Source organism: Paenibacillus sp. FSL A5-0031, assembly GCF_001956295.1.
Taxonomy (GTDB): domain Bacteria; phylum Bacillota; class Bacilli; order Paenibacillales; family Paenibacillaceae; genus Pristimantibacillus.
On the sequence record NZ_MRTD01000011.1, the window covers coordinates 208731 to 229339 of the forward strand.

Below are 20609 nucleotides of genomic sequence, written 5' to 3' on the forward strand. Positions count from 1 at the left end.
ATGATCAATAAAAAACTTATACTTACAGTTGGAATAATTTCTATATTCTTTATCAGCAGCTTATTGATTATCCCATCGAATGTCCAAGCCTGTTCTTGCGTAAAGCCAGGTACGGTGGAGGAAAGCAAAATCAAAAGTGACGCAGTGTTTGAAGGAACGGCAACTTCCGTTAAAACATCCTCACAATCCTTGTTTCGCTCCTCTGAGAGAGCGGTCAAAGCCAGCTTCCAAGTCAATGAAGTGTGGAAAGGACATGTTGCTCCAACGCTTGAAGTGAAAACGCCTGAAAGCAAAGACAGCTGCGGCTATACGTTTAAAGTAGGAGAACGTTATTTGGTTTACGCAAAAACAACTGGCAAATCGCTACAAGCACTCTGCAGCGCGACACTATTGCATAGTGAAGCAAATCAACATATCAAGCTGCTGGGCATCGGTTCATTGCCGCCGCAGCCTGATATCCCCGTTAAGAAAACGGAAAGCTCATTTGCACAAGGCTGGTACATAGGACTTGGCGGTGTTGCTGTAGTATCACTCATCTCCGTATTTTATCGTCAACGAAAGCGATCTAAATCAAGAACATAGCAACGATCGTTGTCACACAAAGACCGATGAGCACCGGTTTTAAATTGCGACGCGCAAGTTCAAACGGATCTACCCCGCAAATGGCTGCAGCAGGGATAAGCGCCCAAGGTATGATTGTACCGCCGCCTACCCAGATTGCAGCAACTTGACCAAGAGCAGTCAAAGTGGCAATCCCAGAGCCTATAGCGTGGCCAAAGAGCTGCGCGATCGAGCCTGCAAGCGAGATACCAGAGAAGCCTGAACCATCAAGGCCGGTCACAGCTCCGACTACTGTTAACGTAATCGAGCCAACAACTCCATTAACGGGTACGACATGAGCAAGGGCAATACCGAGGTCATTAACTATTCCATGCGACGCTTCAGGAAGCTTGTCGCCGAACATGGCTAGAAAACCAGAGTCGCCCAAGTAAAAGAAAGCCGCAATCGGTATAACCGGTCCAAATACTTTGAAGCCGAATAGGAAGCCTTCAATTAAATAACTAGTCGTTTTCTCGAACCCTTTGCCACGGTGTGTCAGCATTGTAATGAACAGCATAATGAGTATGGCTGTTCCGCCAATCAGCGCAGTGGCATCACCGCCTTGAAGCTTAAGCACGAACATGGCTGCCACATCAAGTGCGAATAACAAAGGAATAAGTGCTGCGAGCCAGCGCTTTGTACTCAGTGACAGCGCATTGCGGTCGGCATCGAAGCTGGGGTCGTTTGACGAATCTGGCCCTGCGGCTGAAAGGACAAGTCCATCACGCCATGTACCAAGTTTCTGATCACGTCGCATGATCCAGTAGGCAGCAACGGTTGTGACAACCCCCATGACAATGACTAACGGAATGCTGGCCTGCATGACGGAGCTGACAGGAATACCAGCAGCATCTGCAGTAAGCTTCGGTGCGCCTTGGATGATATAATCACCAGACAAGGCGATGCCATGTCCGAATAAATTCATAGCGACTGCCGCTCCGAGTGCAGGCAGCCCAACACGTAAAGCTACAGGGAGTAAGACGGCACCGATGAGTGCAACCGCTGGCGAAGGCCAGAAGAAAAATGAGGTTACCATCATAATTAAGCCGATTCCCCAGAAGGCGAGCGCGGGCGTTCTAAGAAAACGGGTAAACGGAGATATCATAATCTCGTTTATACCGGTTCGAATAAGGATACGACTCATGGCGACGATGATGGATATAATTAAAATCGTTCCCAGCAATTCTTTTATGGCAAAGATAAAGCTGTTAAAAATACCGCTTACAGAACCGCTTGCCGATGTGGTTGCTAGTATTCCAATTCCTAAGATTCCGGCAATACAAATAAGCGTTGTATCGCGTCGCATCAGCATAAATCCAATGATTGCGATAATAAAGGTCAAATAAACCCAGTGAATCGCCGATAAATGAATATCCATCTCGATCATCTCCTTGTGACATACACGAAACCAGCATGAGCTGTTAATCGTACAGTAATGTATGCATCAACTCGAATAGGCGTTCATCTCGGTAGTAGGATGATTATGACAAGGAGGTTGCTTATGATTAAACGAGGCGTTTCGATAATATTGCTCTCCATAATGCTAATGACATCTGGGTGTGGTATTATTGATCAAGTAGGTCAAACGGTAAATTTTGCAACAGAAACGACGGATTACTTACAAACGTTAACGGATTTCGGACAAGATATGAATACACTTGCAGAGCAAGCAGTGACGGATTTGGACAAAAGAACGGATTTAAAGGAGAAGCTTCTTGCTTTGAAGGAACAGGTTGTCCATTATGAAGGACTGCAGGTACCTGATTACGCAAAAGATATCCATCAATCGATTGCCGATTACAACGCGACGCTGCAGCAGGGTATCGATCAAGCTCTAACGAATATTGAGCAGGGTAGAGCCGCTTTTGAATCGACGGGTATTCCAGATACGATCAACAAAATTAACGAGCTGTTAAATCAAATCAATCAGCTCGCACCGTAATGAACGATGAGAAAGGAAGAACAGAAGTGATTAACATCAATGTAATACAGGCTACTATGACGTATTCGAAAGAAGACGGTTACGTAGGCAATGTTCAATTCGGGGTAGAAGGACATAAGAATGAGTATGAAATTGCACTGCACAGCAAGCGAGGCAAAGAGTGGGGTTATGGCTTGTTTTTCCTTCATGAATCAGGCAAGGAAGAAGAGCTGCTGGCACTTGAGGATTTGTTAGAGGAAGATGACGAGCTGTTTGATTTCTTCATCGATACAGCCAAGGAAAAGCTAGTTAAGGATGAAAAACAGGAATAGAAAATGATTAGAAAAGCTCATGCTAGCACACCGACAGGTGCACTTGCATGAGCTTTATTTGTTAATGACCGCCAGATGAAGTTAAGCCCAAATGACGTATAATTAGTTTGCTTTCCTCATTGAGCCCCGTAAATGAAACTTTTTTGTTCAGCTGCTCATATTTGTTTTTAACCTTCGCTATGGCGGTCACTGCGGATTGATCCCATACATGCGAGCCGCTAAAGTTAATGGTCACATGTGTTGGATCATCTTTATAATTAAAAAGGGTCACAAAACGACTGGTTGTCCCGAAAAACAACTGTCCGGTTACGTGATAAGTAAGATTTTTCGAGCGTTCGCCTGCGATGGAAACACGGATTTTCGCCATTTTACCAACGAATACAAATGCACTTAGCACAACTCCAGCAAATACGCCTTTTGACAAGTCATGTGTGATAAGAACAATTACTACTGTAACGATCATGATAAGCGCATCGGTACGTGGGACTTTATGAATATGAAATACTGATTTCCAATCAAATGTGCTAATAGATACCATAATCATGACGCCGACTAAAGCAGCCATCGGAATTTTATTGACGACATCGCTTAATACCATAATAAGAAAGAGCAGGAACGAGCCAGCTACGAAGGTGGAAAGTCTAGTTCGGCCGCCTGATTTCACATTGATGACCGATTGACCAATTAATGCACAGCCTGCCATTCCGCCAAAGAAGCCTGTCACCATGTTTGCAATGCCTTGACCGCGTACCTCTTTGTTTTTGTTGCTTGTGGTATCTGTCATTTCATCAAGGACCGAAGCTGTTAAAAGCGACTCCAAAATTCCTACGATAGAGAGTGAGAAGGAATACGGCAATATGATCCACAACGTATGAAGCGAAAATAACGTATCCGGAATATGGAACAGCGGCAATGTGCTTTCGATTAAACCTCTGTCGCCAACGGTTTTGAGATCCGCGCCGATGGCAACGGCTATAATGGAAACGATAATAATTGCAGCCAGTGGTGAAGGTATAACCTTTGTGAATTTAGGCAGCGTATAGATAATGACTAATGTTAAAGCAACAAGTGCATACATGATCCAAGTAGCACCCACAAAATGAACAAGCTGGGTAGTGAAGATGAGGATGCCTAATGCATTGACAAAGCCGAGCATGACGGATTGCGGAATGAATTGAATAAGCTGCCCTAGCTTGAGCACGCCCATAATATACTGCAATACACCCGCCAAAATCGTAGCTGCGAACAAATACTCGATGCCATGATCTTTAACTAGAGAGACCATCAGTAACGCCATCGCTCCTGTCGCAGCGGAAATCATTCCGGGTCTGCCGCCAACTATGGAAATAATGACAGCGATGCAGAAGGAGGCGTACAATCCAACCATTGGCCCGACACCTACCATTAAAGAAAAAGAGATAGACTCCGGTATGAGCGCCAACGCCACTGTAATGCCCGCCAAAATATCACCGCGTACATTTGAAAACCATGATTTTTTTAGTTGTTCAAGCAAAGCAAATAAACCTCCCAAATTGCAGTCATTTGTCTAATTTTATTGACACCAATAACATGAAAATGATATTGGTTGACTTTCCTCTCGCAGAAAAGTCGGGGCCGTTGCACACTGTTCGTTATTATACAACAAATAAAGTGAAAACAACGTGGCTCGATATCTTGAGAAAGCGATTACATCCAGTGAATTCGCCAGTTATCTTGTATTATCTAATTTTCAGGCATAAGGCTAGGAATAGAAAAGAACCACCGCGGCTTGCGATGGTTCTTGAATCTGTAACGGCTACATTGGCCGTTCGATATGATCCTTTTGTTGTTTGCTTTTATAATATTTATAAATGATAAAACCAACAACGATGACAATGATGGCATAAATGACCCAGATTAAATATTTGTAAATGTGATCAGAGAGGTCTTGCACTTGATCTCCTACGAACGTACCAATAATAAAGTAGATGAGTGTCCATACAAATGCGGATGGGTAAGCGAAGATTGCGAATCTTTTGTAAGGCATGCGATTCATCCCCATAACATAAGGAGTGACATGTCTTAAAAAAGGAAGACAAAGGCTAAGGCTAATGGCGTAGCCGCCGTACTTTTCACTTAACTGTTCGGATTTAGCGACAAATTTACTTATGTTTTTCTTCTGGCTGAACCAGTTGGACAACTTGCTTCCTGCAAATCTACCGATGCTGTATCCAAAGGTCATAGCGGAGCAAATACCTAGACACGTCATAATAAAAGCGGGTATCGGCGATAATACACCGGATTCTGCTAAGGCTCCGCCAGTCATCACGACTGCTTCATTAGGTATGGGCAAACCGATTAAGCCAAGACATAAAACGAGGAATAAAGCGAAATAACCAAAATCATCTATTATGTTCAATAATAAATCATACACTCGGCAACATCCTAACCTACCAAAAAATAGAATTTTTATTATTCCACTTCAAACATGTTAACATATCCGAATCCGAAAGGATACCATACATACGATTGGTGAGAGGAAAGGATTCAAATTTAACCATTTCGTAACTAATTGCTTTTCAGGAACAGTTACAATAGGGAATAGGTTTTATGTGTATGAAGGGGCGACTATTCTCATGCTGGATTTCCAAAAAAAGGTGGATGCTTTACGGCGATATGAATCGCTATGTTTTACGGTTTGCGTCACAATCTTAATAGAAGAACATGCTTCATATAAAACAGCTGAACAGGCTTTATGTCAGCTTTTTGGCGATCGTGAATTTTGGCGTACAGCTGAAGTTGATCGATCACAATATATATTGCGGGTTTGTACTAAATTATGCATGCAAAAGAAGGAGATTCGTTTATCGCGAACGTCTTGATTGAAATAAATACGTTGATATTTCATGCTTCCAGCGACCATAATAGAAAGGTCGTGTGAATATTTTTTTATTTATCATGTTATTCACAGAAAGGATGAACAATGAACGCTAATCAGACACGGAAAAAAGTTACCATTGCATTATTCGTCGCCACATTTCTTGCTGCTATCGAGGGGACGATCGTAAGTACAGCCATGCCTAGCATTACGGGAGAACTTCAAGGAATCCAGCAGTACAGCTGGATCATTTCGATCTATTTGCTTGCAACCGTTATTACTACTCCTGTTTACGGCAAGCTATCCGATCTTTACGGTCGAAAGAAAATATTTATTATCGGGGCATTGATCTTTCTTGCCGGCTCCATGCTTTCAGGTGTAGCGCAATCAATGAATCAGCTTATTATGTTTCGTGCTTTGCAAGGACTCGGAGCAGGTGCGCTCACGACGATACCTTATACGATCATTGGAGATTTATATCCCTATGAACAGCGTGCGAAGGTGCAGGGCTGGATGTCAAGCATATGGGGGATAGCGGGTATTTCAGGCCCATTGTTTGGCGGTCTGTTGGTCGATTACATATCCTGGCGGGCAATCTTCTATATGAATTTGCCGTTTGGAATCGTTGCTATTTATTTGCTCTCCACTTCACTGCGGGAGACATTGGAGAAGAAAAAGAGACATATCGATTATCCTGGCATCGTTACCTTTACGATCGCTATGTTCAGTTTCTTGTATGCGATGACGCTAATTCGCGATGCCGATGGTGGAAACGGCGGAAAACTAACGATTAGCGTTTTATTCGGTGTAGCTGTACTATTTTTCGTCATTTTTGCTCGTATCGAAAAACGTTCTCCAGAACCGATCATTCCGTTCCAGCTATTTCGGAATCCGATTATTAGCATGGCGAATCTTAGCAGTTTCTTATTGTGTGTGATCAATGTCGTCATAATATTTTATTTGCCTTTATGGATTCAAGGCGTTTACGGCAAACCGGCTACGTACTCTGGACTTGCCATGATTCCACTATCCGTAGCATGGCCGCTGGGCTCAATATTAGCAGGAAACTGGATAGCCAAAAAAGGATTGCGTTTTATTAGTGTCGCGGGTTCTTGCTTCTTGTTCGTCAGCAGCATTGGTTTCGCTTTTATGACAGCTTCTACATCCATTGTATTATTTATCATTTATACGTTTTTGGCAGGACTTTCGTTTGGCCTTTCTCTTACATCCATAACGGTAGCCGTATCTTCAGCTGTCGGCTGGGAGCTTCGTGGATCTGCTGTGGCGAGCAACAATTTCATTCGTACACTCGGCCAGACAATTGGGATTACTGTGTTTGGTTTGCTGCTTCATACCGGTCAAGCTGATCGAATTGAAGCAACAGTTCTTGCAGGAAGCTTGCATACGATATTTATATGGGTAGCGGTATTATCTGTTTTTGTTGTATTTGTATCAATTGGCATGCCTAAGATTAAGCAGCCTGAACAGCAGCAAAGAAATGCTTCTTAGAAAGGTCGATTAAACAGATGAATCCTGTAGATTTGGAAGCAAGTAACAACCTGTTAGCCGAATGGAAAATGAAATCTGTTATCGTGCTTAAAGGACAAAAGCTGCTTGGCGAATGGTATGAGAGCGGACAGGATTCAATCGGTCCGCTCTATTCTTGTACAAAAAGCATCTTATCCGCGTTAATTGGAATCGCGATTGATAAACATTTTCTTAAGAGTGTGGACGAGCCCATTACGAATTATTTGGACCATCCGCAGGAAATAAGCGAAGCGCTCAGCCAAATCTCCATCAAGCATTTGCTGACCATGACGCCTGGGTTTGATTGGCCTGACTTTGACAAGCCTTATAAAGCCTTGAAAGCAGCGAAAGATCCCATACAATTTGTATTCAATCAGCCGCTGATTTCTGAGCCTGGAACAGCTTTTGCTTATAACTCGGGTGGATCCCATCTGTTGTCTGCGATATTGACTTCAGCAACTGGGATGCCTGCTCTTTCGTTTGCCAAAGATTATTTGTTTGCTCCGCTTGGCTTTCGCAGTGCGAGATGGATGGAACGGGCAGGTATTAATGAAGGCGGAACCGGACTTCAACTGTATGGCAGAGATCTTGCGAAGATAGGCAGTTTATTTGTAGGTAGCGGACAGTTTGACAACGAGCAGCTGCTGTCAGCTTCATGGATAGCAGAATCGACTCAGCTCCATCATCGCGGATTGATGCAGTATGAACCGCCGATCTATGGCGGCTATGGCTATCACTGGTGGTATTCGCCGGAGAGTCACAACGGCCAATGCGATTGTTATTTTGCTTTTGGCCATGGCGGTCAATATTTGCTCATCGCGCCTGAGCATGAGCTTGTAATCGTCGTTCGAAAACAAATAACGAAACGAAATGAGGCCATATGGTCAAGACGACTTATATTTGAACATATTATTCCTTCTTGTTTAGGAACAAATAAACAATAAACGGTATGTGAACAAATCAAAAGCCGCTCCAAACGCGATTTTTCCGTGTTTGGAGCGGTTTTTTGTTCTTTTTGCTGAATTGAATTTATTTGGCGGAATATTCATGTAACATTAATGTTAAGTAGTTACGATATTTCGTAGTAAAGCATATAAATATTTAAAGAAACGTATTGCCTAACGATCAATTCTGCATTATTATGTTAGATAACCTTACGCAAAGAAAGTGAATGACTGCATTGTCTTTCTGTTTGTAGGATGACGGTGATGCTGTAATTAATAAAGGCAGAATATTTGGTGAATTTAACATACTAGCACTTGAGGCATGAGGGGGATTTTTGAATGACAACTATACTTATTCGGAACGCAGTAGTTATGACTATGAACCATGACAATCAGATTTTCACAGGTGATGTCTTAATAGAGGGAAGTCGAATTGCCCAAATGGGCGAACGGTTGGAGACACAGAATGTTGATCGTGTTATTGAAGCAGGTGGCAAAGTGCTGCTGCCCGGGTTTGTACAAACGCATATCCATTTATGCCAAACGCTGTTTCGAGGGAGGGCTGATGATTTATCGCTCATTGAATGGTTGAAGGAAAAGATTTGGCCGCTTGAGGCTGCTCATAGTGAGGATTCAGTTTACTACTCAGCCATGCTCGGGATTGGTGAACTGATTCGCAGCGGTACAACGACAATTCTAGATATGGAGACGGTTCATTATACAGAATCGGCTTTCCAAGCCATTAAAGAAAGCGGCATTCGAGCTCTCTCTGGAAAAGTGATGATGGATCATGGTACGGAGGTGCCGCTTGCTCTGCAGGAAAATACTCAAAAATCGCTGCAGGACAGTGTGGATCTTCTCGAAAAATGGCATGGTGCCGAAAATGGGAGAATTCAATACGCCTTTTGCCCGCGTTTTGTTGTTTCATGTACCGAGGAATTGCTTATTGGGGTTCGTGACTTGTCTGCCAAGTATGGCGTAATGGTGCACACGCATGCATCGGAAAACCAGGGCGAAATTGCAATGGTCGAGGCGGAACGCGGAATGAGAAATGTCGTCTATCTCGATCATATTGGACTTGCGAAGCCGAATCTCATTTTGGCACATAGCATTTGGTTAGATGAAGAGGAAAAAAGAATTATACGGGAGAGGGGAGTCAAGATTACTCATTGCCCGGGCTCTAATATGAAGCTTGCGTCAGGCGTTGCAGAAATTCCGCATCTTCTTGAGCAAGGGATTGATATTGGCATTGGTGCGGATGGCGCGCCTTGCAACAATAATTTGGATATGTTTCAGGAGATGCGCTTAACCGCTTATATGCAAAAGGTGAAGCATGGCCCAACGATTATGAATGCAAAAACGGTGCTGCGGATGGCGACGATGGGCGGTGCGAAGGTGCTTGGCTTAGAAAATGAGATCGGCAGTATTGAGACTGGGAAACTTGCAGATTTGCAGCTGCTTGATTTGGAGGATTTCCATGTGTATCCATCATTCGATGCAGATTGGTATTCAAGAGTTGTTTATGCGGCGACAAGAGGCGATGTTGATACCGTTCTTATTGATGGGCAAGTGGTTATGGAAAACAAGATTGTGAGAACGGTTGATAAAAAAGTTGTCTTAAAGGAAGCGGATCGCTCACTCAAAAAATTGATCGCTCGATTGTAGCTGATAGGTTGAAGGCTAAGCTAATGATTACGCTGCGAGGGTTAAATACGCTAATGCTAATGGAGGGATAGCGGATGGATATGCATGATGTATTGGAATCGTTGAAGGCAAGCGACGAGCCGAGTGTGCTCGCTACCATTGTATGTGTTGAGGGTCATTCCTATCGTAAGACCGGAGCATCGATGTTGTTCAGCTTCAGCGGTGATCAGATTGGATCGGTTAGCCCTGGCTGCTTAGAGCAAGATTTGTTGGAAAGGGCGGCGGGGGTATGGGATTCCGGTCAATTCATTTGTGTCAATTATAATATGAAGCCTGAAGAGGATGTTATATGGGGTGAGAGTGTGGGTTGCGGCGGCGAAATTCGCATGTTGCTGGAGCCTGTGGAAGGACAATTGCGGACGCTTTTGCTTGAAGCGAAAGCAAAAAATGATGCCGGTATTTCCGTTAAGCTAATGCGAAGCTGGGATGAAAAGGAAATCAGCTACGCTCTTATTGAAAACCTTGGCGATCAATCACTGGTGGACTATGAAGATGGAATGAACAACAATTCCAATCAAATGTCGATCATAATTACGCCTAGACCTCGTTTGGTGTTATTCGGGCTAGGAAAAGACGCGGAAGCTATCTATTCGTTAGCGATGCAAATTGGCTTTCGTGTTATAGCGGCTGATTGGCGGCCGGCGTTATGTACGAAGGAAAGGTTTCCACACGCCGAATGTGTGATTGGATCTCCCGTACAAATTATGGAGCAGGTGCAACTACGTCCAGATGATTATTTAATCGTATGCAGCCATAATTTGTCTCAGGATAAGGAGATGATTAGGCTTGCATTGCCTCTAAAGCTTGTTTACATCGGCGTTCTTGGTTCAAAGAAGCGGATACGGATGCTGTTTGAGACCTTTCTCATCCCATCCAATGTACACGCTCCGATAGGTCTCTCGATTCATGCAGATGGACCGTATGAAATAGCTGTCAGCGTTGCGGCTGAATTAATTGCCATACGTGCAGCAAGGAAAGGGAGCCTGCGCCAGGAGGGGAGCAAACATGCGAATATCAGCCCTTTATTTAGCAGCAGGACAGAGCAAACGTATGGGAGTTCGAAAGCAATCGCTCGAGCTGTCGAAGAACAAGCCGCTGGCACGGATGGGGCTGCTGGCTCTGTTGTCCAGCGATCTTCATGAAATAAAGGTTGTTGTTAATCCCGAAGATTCAAATGACTGGATCGGGGCAGAGGATCGTGCTGTGAGTGCTGCTCATCATTTTCAGTCAAGCGGCGTCACTATGATTGAATGTGCGGATGCGCAGAAGGGAATGTCCTATTCAATCCGCTGCGGCCTTGAAGCGCTTCTGAGAGAGGGAGCTGCGCTTGATGCAGTTGTGGTTGTACTCGCTGATCAACCCTTTATTACTTCCGGAATGATTAATAGGCTTACCCGCTGTTGGAGTGAGCGTCCGGAGCTGGATTTTGTCGCAACCGCTGTGCATGAAGCGAATGAAGGGAAAATTGTTCTAATGCCTCCGGCGATATTATCCCGCTCCATGTTCGATTCTTTATTCCAATTAAAGGGCGATGCTGGAGCTCGTAAGCTGTTCGGATCAACTGATTTTCAAGGCTATGGGCTGCTGGCGTTAGATCGTGAGACATTATTTGACGTAGATACGCCAGCTGATTTTGCTTTAGCTAAAAAACGATATTTGGGTTTGTCTAAAGAGTGCTAGAGATACCTTTTTTAGCAGATTACTTCGGGCCAAACAAATGGTACGCAGGCTTGCAATGACCTTGTTTGGAGCAGGGGTACGCACTTATTTAGATGCAAACAGATCGGGGGAGTAATGTGAACATGAATGCTCAGGAGATCATGTCATCTCCTCTTGTATGGCATCCTCAGACGGCCGCAGAGGCTTGGCTGCTTAAACAAAGCTATGGGTTTGATGGATTATATATTTCAGGTGGAACCTTGCTTCGAACGCAGTGGGAATCTGGTGTTTCCGCTATCCCGAAACATTTGATCAATTTGAGTACGATTCGTGGATTAAACGAAGTTAAAATCGGCGAATCAGGTGTCATTATTGGCGGCCAAGTGACTTTGCAGGCTTGTCGGACGAATGCATTCCTGCAGCGAAATTTCCCATTAGTCACCGATGCTGTACGCGCAATAGCAGCGCCGTCCATCCGGCATTTAGCAACGATTGGCGGTAATGTTTCCTCCTTAGTTGGTGACGCTATTCCCGCTCTCCTTGCCTATGATGCTGAAGTGATTTGGTACAACGGTGCAATAGAGCAGCGCGCTCCTTTATCCAGCTATTTGCTTCTAGCAAACGATCCGGCACAAGGATGTGAGCGATTGCTCCTCAGCATCATCCTGCCTTTCACACGATTTAAGGAAGAGAACACGGCGTGTGGGGATGAAGAGGAAAATACCATTTCGAAAATCAAGCATTTTGGCGCTTACCATAAAGTAGGACGTCGTGAAGCATTTACTCCGTCTATTGTAACTGCAGCCATTTTAGGCGCGATTTCGTCCGCTGGCGTGCTCATGGAACTAAGAATCGCGCTTGGAGGAGGACAAACGCTTCCGCAAAGGCTAGAACGATTAGAAGCAGAAATCGTAGGAGCGGCTGTGGATCATCAGCTTCTTCAACAAGCCTATGATTGTATTTTGCAAGAGTACGAACCTAGGGAAGATTTATTCGCATCATCGTCGTATCGGAAGATTACAGCAGCTAACGTCATCGCAGCGGAGCTTTGGAAGGCAGCTAGAGATTGAGGAATGACAGGAAGGAGTGAGCGTATGCTCTTAAACCGCACAAGCAGCGGAGGTAGATGGCGAATCCGTCCTGATGGTCCAGGTAAAGTTACAGGCAGTCTTGTTTATCTAACCGATATGACAAGAGAGCATATGCTTTATGGCCTTGTTCTGCGAAGTGAATATCCTCATGCGCGTATTCTGTCCATTCATACAGATAAAGCCAAGCAACTAACCGGTGTCCACGCCGTGCTTACCTTTGAAGATGTCCCTGGTTTAAATGCTTTTGGCATTGCACATCCTGACCAGCCTGTTTTATGCGAGGAGCGGGTGAGATATGTGGGTGATGCAATAGCGACAGTAGCTGCTGAATCCCTTGCCATTGCACAAAGAGCAATTGCACTTATCGAAGTTGAATATGAGGTTTTGCAGGTAGTGGACGATCCGGAGCACGCGCTGCGGGATGACGCACCTCTGCTTCATCCAAAAGGCAATGCGTTGCACCGGGCATCCTTTCATAGAGGGAACGCTGAGGCTGGATTCGAGCAATGTGCTTATATCGTAGAGGAAACCTATTACACGCCGCGCCAAATGCACACGTATATGGAAACGGAAGGCGGCCTGTTCGTGCCGGAGGCGAATCATCGGTTAACGGTATATTCACCAACGCAGCACGGCTTTATGGATCGTATGCAATTATCACGAATTTTAGCTGTACCACAAGAGGATATTCGGATCGTATCCAGCCCCATTGGAGGCTCGTTTGGCGGGAAGGACGAGTTGAATGTACAGCCTTACGGGGCGCTGCTCGCCACTTATACAGGAAAACCAGTCAAGATGCATAATTCGAGGCAGGAATCGGTTCGTGCTGGCTTAAAGCGGCATCCGATGAAAATTACGATGAAAACGGGCACTGACTCTGCAGGGAAATTAATTGCTCACCAAGTCAGACTTATTTCTGATACGGGCCCCTATTCAACGCTTGGAGCCGAGGTGCTTAATTTTGCTGTAGAGCATGTTATTGGCCCTTATAAATACGAGCATTTGGACGTTGAAGGCGTATCGGTATTTACGAACAACGGCATGTCGGGTGAATTCCGAGGTTTTGGTGGCAATCAAGCTATCTTCGCACTTGAGGGGCAATTGGATCGACTGGCTGAGCAGGTTGGCATTGACCCTTGGACATTTCGCCTATTAAATATGCGCCAAATGGAAGATCTCGGGCCATTTGATCAACCGATCGTGGTGACGGAAGGTGCCGAGCGAGTATGGAATGCCATCACAAACAGCCCATTGATGCAGGAGAAGCTGCAAAATAAGTCACGAAGCAAAGATGGCGCAGAACCTTGGGTGAAAACGGGCATCGGAGCAGCTTTTACGATGCATGGCGCAGGACTTGGAGTTGGTATTCCTGACCCTGCAGGCGGTCGCTTAGAGCTTGCGAAAGACGGGAAGATTGAAGCCGTATTCGGTTATGAGGAGTTTGGGCAAGGTCTCATTGCATCGCTGGAGCAGATGCTCATCGAACAGTTCAAGTTAGGAGCAGATGATTTGCGGATCATTATCGGCGATACCGATGTTGTGCCAAACAGCGGTTCAACTACGGCTTCACGTGCAACAGCAATGATGTGGAAATCACTTCAAAAGTTAAAACAGCCATTTACAGAGCAGTTGCTAAAACGAGCTGAAGCAGTGTTAGGACAGCCAGCTCAGGAGCTGCAACTGGGTGAAGGCGGCATAAGAGAGACGTCGAGCAACGCACTGCTGCTTACCTACCAAGAGCTTGCTGAAGCTTGCGATTCCTCTATTCGCTGTGAAACTTCTTTTTCATTTCCAACCTCACCTACAGAACGTGTAGGCGCACATTTTATGTATACCTATTCGGCCGTAGTTGTAAAGGTTGAGATTAATACGCTGACAGGGCGAGTCAAGGTGCTGCAGCAGTATCATGCGGTAGCGGCTGGACCTGTCATAAATCCACAAGGCTTCCTCGGTCAAATCGAAGGAGGCAGCAGTATGGCTCTTGGTTTTACACTTATGGAAGATGCGATTATGGAAAAAGGACAATATGTTACGCGAAATTTGGATACGTATCTTGTTCCGACGATCTTCGACCAAAAAGGGTTAGTAGAAGTGGAAGCCATTGAGCATTTGCCTGAGGGGGATGATTATGGGCCACGCGGTATTGGCGAGGTCGGATCGGTTACTCTAGCACCTGCTATCGCAGCTGCTATAAGGCAAGCTTGCGGGAAATGGGTGACTAAACTGCCGATAGACCCTGCTTTTTTGCAAGAAAAGCCATTTTTTCTTATGAAGGGGTGAACGGAGATGAGCGATCATACTGCAAAAGTTCAAACACCGTTTGCACTCGAATGCTTCATTAATGAACAGGAGCTTAAGATTGAAACGGCAGCTTCCACCAGATTGCTGACCATATTGCGTGATGACTTGGCGCTTACGGGGACGAAGCGATCATGTGATATCGGCAGGTGTGGTGCCTGTATGGTACTGATTGATGGCCAGGCGGTCAATTCTTGTTTAACGATGGCTTATCAATGCACCAGCAAGCGGATTACGACGATAGAAGGTATTTCGTCAGAGGGGATCGACCCGATTGGGCAAGCCTTTCTAGAGGAAGGTGGCTTTCAATGCGGTTATTGCACACCAGGAATGATCGTTTCCGTTAAATCGCTGCTCGACCACCAGCCAGAGCCGTCAGACGATGAAATTGCAGAAGCCTTGTCAGGTAATTCGTGTCGCTGTACTGGATATGGCGGAATATGGAGAGCTGTGAAACGAGCCATTGAAGGGAGGCGTCAAGCGATATGAGAGATAGGCATGAGATCGATTCACGAGGGGTACTGGAATTGAGAATAAATATGGATCAAATCAATGCATGTACACGCGAGCAGTTCATTGCTTGGCTGGGAACGATATTTGAGCATTCGCCTTGGGTGGCAGCATCGGCAAGTGCAGCACGTCCGTTTGCTTCGGTCGAAGCGCTTCATGACGCGATGATGAACGTTGTGCGGGAATCGAGAGTAGAGACGATTATCGATTTGTTCCGCGCCCATCCCGACCTTGGAACAAGGCTTTCGGTTGCCGAGTATTCCGCAATAGAGCAGCAAGGTGCTGGTTTGGATCAATTGACGACAGATGAATACGAGCTCTTCCTCGGATTAAATCAAACGTATGTAAAATCATTTGGGTTTCCCTTTATTTTCGCAGTAAGAGGAAAAAAGAAAGAGGATATACTCGCAGCGATGGAAGCTAGATTATGGCATTCTGCTGCTGAAGAAATAGAGCAAGCATTGCGAGAAATTGAGAAAATTTCCGGATTTCGTTTAAGAGATCTCATCATGGAGTAGAGAAAGGAACGATCATTATGCTAAAATTACGCAGCGGACGAACATTATATTATGGCAAAGGCGATGTGCTGAGCTACCGGACATACGCAATACCGCTTTCTGTTAAATCGATCCCTCAATCAACGTATACGGGTGATCCTAATATTATTTTTGCTCATAACATCACCTTCTCCGTGAGCAGCGAGGTGCTGCTTACCTCCTTTACGGAGGGTGACAATGCGCAGGTCGTAGCTACTGACTCGATGAAAAATTTTATATTACGGCAAACCGCTCATTATGAAGGAAGTACAACAGAGGGACTGCTAGCTTTCATAAGCGAGCGATTTATGGAGCGTTATTCGCATATCGATGCGATTGAGATTCGTGCGGATCGGCTGCCTTTTAATTCCGTCACGATTGCCGAAGGCAGCAGCTGGAACGATAGCCAGCTTGTGTTTCGAAGATCGCACAACGAGCATGCGAGCGCTTCGCAAAAATGGATACGGACAGCTAATAGCTTGCAACTCGCTGAACATGAAAGTGCATTGTCCCATATTCAGCTAATTAAGGTGAGGGGCAGCTCATTTTATGGATTTGTTCGCGATGAATATACAACGTTGCCTGAAAGCTATGATCGTCCTTTATTTATTTTCCTTCATATCTTTTGGACTTATGAGCATGCAGAGGATGCATTGGACAGTCGGCGCGGAAATTATGTTCCATCCGAGCAGATTCATGATTTAGCCCACACGTTATTCCATCTTGCAAACTCACCTTCCATTCAGTATTTAATCTATCAAATTGGAAAAAGCATTCTTACAACCTTCCCGCAGCTGTCTGAGGTTCGATTCGAGTCGAACAATCGGACATGGGAAACGGTAATGGAGCCTGAGCATTCCGCAGCAGCAGGCGTGTTTACTGAACCACGTCCGCCTTATGGCTTCCAAGGATTCACTCTTACAAGAGCTGACCTGATTGAGGGGGAGTGATCCGGAGTGAACGGAAAAGTTACGACGCATGTTCTTGATCTTGCTGGAGGCAAACCGGTTGTTGGCATAACCATAGAGCTATGGTATTTGGGTGAGGAGAGTGCGGAAGCCGCAAAGCAGCCTAGGCTCATTGGTTCTTATAAGACCAATGAAGATGGACGCGTTGATGAGCCATTGCTTCTGGGTGAAAATATTCAGTGCGGAACCTATGAGATCGTTTTTGCAGCAGGAGAATTTTTTCGGCGATCGGAACATTTGTCAGCGATAGAAGAGAGCATATTTGATGAAATTCCGATTAGGTTCCGCATTCGCGATAAAAACTCGCATTATCACGTTCCATTATTAGTTGCTCCTGGCGGCTACAGCACCTATCGTGGAAGCTAGCCCATTTTGCGCTTATGTATACAAACTATCAGGATAGTGTATGAATATACCGAAAGGGGATTTGACGATGGCGTTAATGAATGAAAAAACTGCAGCTATGACAACGTTATTGTCGCAGCTGCCTAAGGTTGATTTGCATGTGCATTTGGATGGGAGTGTAAAGCCGGAGACCATTAGAGAGCTCGCTATCGAGCAAGGAAATCCTTTACAAATAGACTCGGAAACGGAGCTTCTGTCTCATATGCAGGTTGGAGAAACTTGCGAGAGCTTAAAGGAGTATTTGGACAAGTTTGGTTTTGTCTTGCCGTACTTGCAAACGGGATCAGCGTTAGAGAGAGTTGCTTATGAGCTTGTTGAGCAGGCTGCAATCGATAAGGTAAGCTATATTGAGGTTCGCTTTGCTCCTCAGCTGCATCGCACACAAGGCTTAACCATTCAGGATGTCATCCAGCATGTGATAATTGGCTTAAAGCGCGGTGAGCAAGCATTTGGCACGGTAGCTAGAGCAATCATTATTTGTATGAGGCATCATTCCTATGCGCTCAATAAGGACGTTGTTGAAGAAGCAGCACGATTTTATAATAAAGGTGTCGTTGCCGTCGATTTGGCTGGTGACGAGGCAGGATTTCCCGCCAAGCTGTTCCTTCAGCTCTTTGAAGAGGCACAGCAGCTGGGGCTGCCGATTACGATCCACGCGGGAGAAGCGGCAGGTGCGGAAAACGTCCGAGTCGCTATCACGGGCTTAGGTGCTGTACGTATCGGCCACGGCATTCGGATGCAGGAAGACCCGGAGGTCGTTGCTCTCGTGAGGGAACGACAAATACCTTTGGAGATGTGCCCGCTCAGCAACATCCAGACAAAAGCTGTTCCAAGCTGGGACGCGTATCCGATCCGCCGTTATTTGGAGGATGGGATCATTGTTACAGTAAATACGGACAACCGAACGGTTTCGAATACGACGATTCAGAAGGAATATGAGCAGCTGGCTGAGCATTGCGGCTTAACGATGAATGATATCGCCAAAATCGTGCTAAACGGCGCAAAGGCTGCTTTCTTAGAGGAAGCAGAGAAACAATTATTGATTGCTAAGCTGGAAAATGAATGGGCAGCAAAAGGATTTAAGGTTTAACAAAATATAAGGTAAAAGGCTTCACGTCGGATATTGACGTGGAGCCTTTGTTTTTGCTCCTAAATCCTTGAATTTATTGAAAATGTTTCATCTGAGCATTGACAGATAGACATTACTCCCAATCGCAACCATTTTCTGCTATATCCTGTGCACCTTGGGCTTTGTAATCCCTTACATCATGAACTAAGATGGAAAAAGTTATTAATTGTGTTTCGGGAGGGATTCACATTAGTCCAGTTAAACGATATTTACTATGGGCAAAACCTTACTGGTGGTCGATAGGACTTATCATTTTGTTAGGTATGGTTCAATTCGTTGCACCTCTATCAACACCCATCTACACGCAAATTTTGCTCGACGATGTACTTGCAGGCAAAGGGAACTGGGGGCTTTATCAAATTGTAGGCATCATGGCTATTATTTTATTTTTTGGTGTTATTGTCAGCTTTTTAAGAAATTATTTCTCGGCGATGCTTGGCAATCGAATGATGAAGGATCTTCGCGAGCAGCTGTATCATCATCTGCAAAAGATGCCTGTCAGCTTCTATGATCAAAGGCAAGTGGGAGGAATATCCTCTAGAGTCATTCATGACATCGGAGGGGCTCAAAACTTGATTGGCGGGGGCATCATTAACCTTGTTCTCGATTTGTTTATGGTGCTTTTTGCGGGGTTTCTGTTATTTCGGATGAATGTGTACTTAGCATCGCTTTCACTTATTATTTTGCCTTTTTATTACTTGTCATTTACGAACATGAATGTGCATATTCGGCTTGCATGGCGTTCCGTTCATCGGCAGATGGAGCGTATATCAGGCACTCTTGTCGAGCGTATGGCGGGAATACGGATCGTGCAAGCATTCAACGGTGAAAGACAGGAGCGGGCCCGGTTTGGCAAGCAGACAAAGCAGCATTATAACCATACGGTGTACGCTCATTTATTCTCAAATGTGCTTGGCAGGCTTAGTGAATCGTTTGCCCATATCGGCGGCATTATCATTTGGCTCGGCGGAGGCAGCTTAGTACTTGCAGGTAAGATGACAGCAGGTGAAATCATCGCTTTTCAATTGCTGCTGGGCAATCTTTATGGACCGATACAGCGATTCGCAGATGTTAATGTCACCATTCAAAACTCGATTACAAATATTGAACGAGTGTTTGAAATGCTGGATGAGAAACCTTCGATTAAGGAGTCAGAGGATGCGCTTCCTATGCCAACGTGTGAGGGGCATGTCGTTTTCGTTAATGTTACCTATAACTATAAGACACGAAATATAATACCAGCACAAACCGTTAACGGTACTGAAGACACGGATATCATCGAACGTGAGAAGGCGACTAAACGGTTTTATTGGAAACCAACGAATGTACATCCATTCCCGCCGGAAGTTACGATTGAAGAAAGACAAGGAATAAAGGACATTACGTTTGAAGCGCGCTCCGGCGAAGTGATTGCGCTTGTGGGGCCAAGCGGCGCAGGCAAATCGACGTTAATCAACCTTATTCCGCGATTTTATGAGCCTGTAGAGGGTACGGTGTTTATTGACGGCGTCGATGTGCGTGAATACAATCTGGATGATTTGCGAAAGCATATTGCATTGGTTTTACAGGAAAACATTCTTTTCTCGGGCACGATCAGGGATAATCTGGTTTATGGTCGACCCGATGCTACGGATGACGAGGTTGTCGCAGCTGCCAAAGCAGCAAATGCCCATGATTTCATTATCGCGTTTAAGGACGGTTATGAAGCTGTCATTGGCGAACGAGGCATGCGATTGTCGGGCGGACAAAAGCAAAGGCTGGCCATTGCGAGAGCGATTTTGAAGGATCCCAAAATATTAATTTTGGACGAAGCGACATCTGCTCTTGATTCCGAATCGGAAGCTATGGTGACAGAAGCGCTTGAACGCCTCATGGTCGGAAGGACAACATTTGTCATTGCGCATCGTTTAGCTACTGTTGTTCGCGCCAATCAGATATTGGTTATCGATGATGGAGAAATTGTACAAAGAGGAAGCCATCGCACGCTGCTTCGGGAAGGCGGGCTTTATCGCAAATTGTATGAACAGCAATTGAAAGCAATGAAGCCTGAAGAGATGACAGGACTGGCGCAATAAAGAACATAAGAAGAGGCTGTCCTTCAAGGTCTAGATCTACATTGACCTTGAGG

At 45.2% G+C, this 20609-nt stretch carries 19 protein-coding genes; 16 read left to right on the plus strand and 3 right to left on the minus strand.

Annotated features, from left to right (window positions below; genetic code table 11):
* Positions 1-582: a hypothetical protein gene (locus BK120_RS20225; RefSeq protein WP_076269302.1), complete on the plus strand. Its 582-nt coding sequence runs from the start codon at positions 1-3 to the stop codon at positions 580-582.
* Here the strand turns inward: BK120_RS20225 and BK120_RS20230 are convergent.
* Positions 566-1978 carry a hypothetical protein gene (locus tag BK120_RS20230; RefSeq protein WP_076269303.1) on the minus strand — a complete coding sequence of 471 codons (1413 nt, stop codon included), beginning with the start codon at positions 1976-1978 and terminating at the stop codon, positions 566-568. The genes BK120_RS20225 and BK120_RS20230 overlap by 17 nt on opposite strands.
* A 123-nt stretch (positions 1979-2101) precedes the next feature.
* Here BK120_RS20230 and BK120_RS20235 point away from each other — a divergent pair, with 123 nt between their 5' ends.
* The gene (locus BK120_RS20235; protein ID WP_076269304.1) at positions 2102-2542 is read left to right on the plus strand and encodes a DUF6376 family protein; all 441 of its coding nucleotides are present in this window, start codon (positions 2102-2104) and stop codon (positions 2540-2542) included.
* A gap of 26 nt (positions 2543-2568) precedes the next feature.
* Complete coding sequence (locus tag BK120_RS20240) at positions 2569-2853, plus strand: hypothetical protein (RefSeq protein WP_305953895.1); 285 nt, start codon at positions 2569-2571, stop codon at positions 2851-2853.
* Between the two features lie 61 nt (positions 2854-2914).
* Here the strand turns inward: BK120_RS20240 and BK120_RS20245 are convergent, their stop codons facing one another.
* Both BK120_RS20245 and BK120_RS20250 read right to left on the minus strand, forming a co-directional pair.
* Positions 2915-4366, minus strand: coding sequence for a SulP family inorganic anion transporter (locus BK120_RS20245; RefSeq protein ID WP_076269306.1), 1452 nt, complete (start codon positions 4364-4366; stop codon positions 2915-2917).
* A gap of 282 nt (positions 4367-4648) precedes the next feature.
* On the minus strand, positions 4649-5266 hold the full coding sequence (locus BK120_RS20250; protein ID WP_076269307.1) for a DedA family protein: 618 nt from the start codon (positions 5264-5266) through the stop codon (positions 4649-4651).
* A 549-nt stretch (positions 5267-5815) separates the two neighbouring features.
* On the opposite strand from BK120_RS20250, the gene BK120_RS20260 reads away from it, so the two are divergent.
* The 13 genes from BK120_RS20260 (at position 5816) to BK120_RS20320 (ending at position 20556) form a co-directional block, all read left to right on the plus strand.
* The gene (locus BK120_RS20260) at positions 5816-7219 is read left to right on the plus strand and encodes an MDR family MFS transporter (RefSeq protein ID WP_076269309.1); all 1404 of its coding nucleotides are present in this window, start codon (positions 5816-5818) and stop codon (positions 7217-7219) included.
* 17 nt (positions 7220-7236) lie between these two features.
* Positions 7237-8181: a serine hydrolase domain-containing protein gene (locus tag BK120_RS20265; RefSeq protein ID WP_076269310.1), complete on the plus strand. Its 945-nt coding sequence runs from the start codon at positions 7237-7239 to the stop codon at positions 8179-8181.
* A 339-nt stretch (positions 8182-8520) separates the two neighbouring features.
* On the plus strand, positions 8521-9846 hold the full coding sequence (locus tag BK120_RS20270; RefSeq protein ID WP_076269311.1) for a 5'-deoxyadenosine deaminase: 1326 nt from the start codon (positions 8521-8523) through the stop codon (positions 9844-9846).
* Positions 9847-9920: 74 nt separating this feature from the next.
* Positions 9921-11027 (plus strand): XdhC family protein, encoded by a 1107-nt coding sequence (locus BK120_RS20275; protein ID WP_076269312.1) that lies wholly within the window; start codon positions 9921-9923, stop codon positions 11025-11027.
* Positions 10936-11565, plus strand: a complete 630-nt coding sequence (locus BK120_RS20280) for a nucleotidyltransferase family protein (protein ID WP_179089838.1) — start codon at positions 10936-10938, stop codon at positions 11563-11565. Before BK120_RS20275 ends, BK120_RS20280 begins: the two co-directional genes overlap by 92 nt.
* Positions 11566-11687: 122 nt before the next feature.
* Positions 11688-12614, plus strand: a complete 927-nt coding sequence (locus BK120_RS20285) for an FAD binding domain-containing protein (protein WP_076269314.1) — start codon at positions 11688-11690, stop codon at positions 12612-12614.
* A gap of 24 nt (positions 12615-12638) precedes the next feature.
* A complete protein-coding gene (gene pucD / locus BK120_RS20290; RefSeq protein WP_076269315.1) occupies positions 12639-14915 on the plus strand; it encodes a xanthine dehydrogenase subunit D in 2277 nt (758 codons plus the stop codon).
* A 6-nt stretch (positions 14916-14921) separates the two neighbouring features.
* The gene (locus BK120_RS20295; RefSeq protein WP_076269316.1) at positions 14922-15422 is read left to right on the plus strand and encodes a (2Fe-2S)-binding protein; all 501 of its coding nucleotides are present in this window, start codon (positions 14922-14924) and stop codon (positions 15420-15422) included.
* Positions 15419-15961: a 2-oxo-4-hydroxy-4-carboxy-5-ureidoimidazoline decarboxylase gene (gene uraD / locus BK120_RS20300; protein ID WP_256710957.1), complete on the plus strand. Its 543-nt coding sequence runs from the start codon at positions 15419-15421 to the stop codon at positions 15959-15961. The genes BK120_RS20295 and uraD overlap by 4 nt, the downstream gene beginning before the upstream one ends.
* A gap of 17 nt (positions 15962-15978) precedes the next feature.
* On the plus strand, positions 15979-16929 hold the full coding sequence (pucL, locus tag BK120_RS20305; protein WP_076269317.1) for a factor-independent urate hydroxylase: 951 nt from the start codon (positions 15979-15981) through the stop codon (positions 16927-16929).
* A gap of 6 nt (positions 16930-16935) precedes the next feature.
* A complete protein-coding gene (uraH, locus tag BK120_RS20310) occupies positions 16936-17313 on the plus strand; it encodes a hydroxyisourate hydrolase (protein ID WP_076269318.1) in 378 nt (125 codons plus the stop codon).
* Positions 17314-17380: 67 nt separating this feature from the next.
* Positions 17381-18442 (plus strand): adenosine deaminase, encoded by a 1062-nt coding sequence (add, locus tag BK120_RS20315; RefSeq protein ID WP_256710958.1) that lies wholly within the window; start codon positions 17381-17383, stop codon positions 18440-18442.
* 188 nt (positions 18443-18630) lie between these two features.
* Entirely contained in the window at positions 18631-20556 is a 1926-nt protein-coding gene (locus BK120_RS20320) for an ABC transporter ATP-binding protein (protein WP_076269319.1), read from the plus strand.
* Positions 20557-20609 lie beyond the last annotated feature (53 nt).

What these genes read in the sequence shown, in the direction of transcription:
- BK120_RS20225 (WP_076269302.1), top strand. Translation starts at nt 1, where the DNA reads ATGATCAATAAAAAACTTATACTTACAGTTGGAATAATTTCTATATTC.
- BK120_RS20230 (WP_076269303.1), bottom strand. Translation starts at nt 1,978, where the DNA reads ATGGATATTCATTTATCGGCGATTCACTGGGTTTATTTGACCTTTATT.
- BK120_RS20235 (WP_076269304.1), top strand. Translation starts at nt 2,102, where the DNA reads ATGATTAAACGAGGCGTTTCGATAATATTGCTCTCCATAATGCTAATG.
- BK120_RS20260 (WP_076269309.1), top strand. Translation starts at nt 5,816, where the DNA reads ATGAACGCTAATCAGACACGGAAAAAAGTTACCATTGCATTATTCGTC.
- BK120_RS20265 (WP_076269310.1), top strand. Translation starts at nt 7,237, where the DNA reads ATGAATCCTGTAGATTTGGAAGCAAGTAACAACCTGTTAGCCGAATGG.
- BK120_RS20270 (WP_076269311.1), top strand. Translation starts at nt 8,521, where the DNA reads ATGACAACTATACTTATTCGGAACGCAGTAGTTATGACTATGAACCAT.
- BK120_RS20275 (WP_076269312.1), top strand. Translation starts at nt 9,921, where the DNA reads ATGGATATGCATGATGTATTGGAATCGTTGAAGGCAAGCGACGAGCCG.
- BK120_RS20280 (WP_179089838.1), top strand. Translation starts at nt 10,936, where the DNA reads ATGGGAGTTCGAAAGCAATCGCTCGAGCTGTCGAAGAACAAGCCGCTG.
- BK120_RS20285 (WP_076269314.1), top strand. Translation starts at nt 11,688, where the DNA reads ATGAATGCTCAGGAGATCATGTCATCTCCTCTTGTATGGCATCCTCAG.
- pucD (WP_076269315.1), top strand. Translation starts at nt 12,639, where the DNA reads ATGCTCTTAAACCGCACAAGCAGCGGAGGTAGATGGCGAATCCGTCCT.
- BK120_RS20295 (WP_076269316.1), top strand. Translation starts at nt 14,922, where the DNA reads ATGAGCGATCATACTGCAAAAGTTCAAACACCGTTTGCACTCGAATGC.
- uraD (WP_256710957.1), top strand. Translation starts at nt 15,419, where the DNA reads ATGAGAGATAGGCATGAGATCGATTCACGAGGGGTACTGGAATTGAGA.
- pucL (WP_076269317.1), top strand. Translation starts at nt 15,979, where the DNA reads ATGCTAAAATTACGCAGCGGACGAACATTATATTATGGCAAAGGCGAT.
- add (WP_256710958.1), top strand. Translation starts at nt 17,381, where the DNA reads ATGGCGTTAATGAATGAAAAAACTGCAGCTATGACAACGTTATTGTCG.
- BK120_RS20320 (WP_076269319.1), top strand. Translation starts at nt 18,631, where the DNA reads ATGGAAAAAGTTATTAATTGTGTTTCGGGAGGGATTCACATTAGTCCA.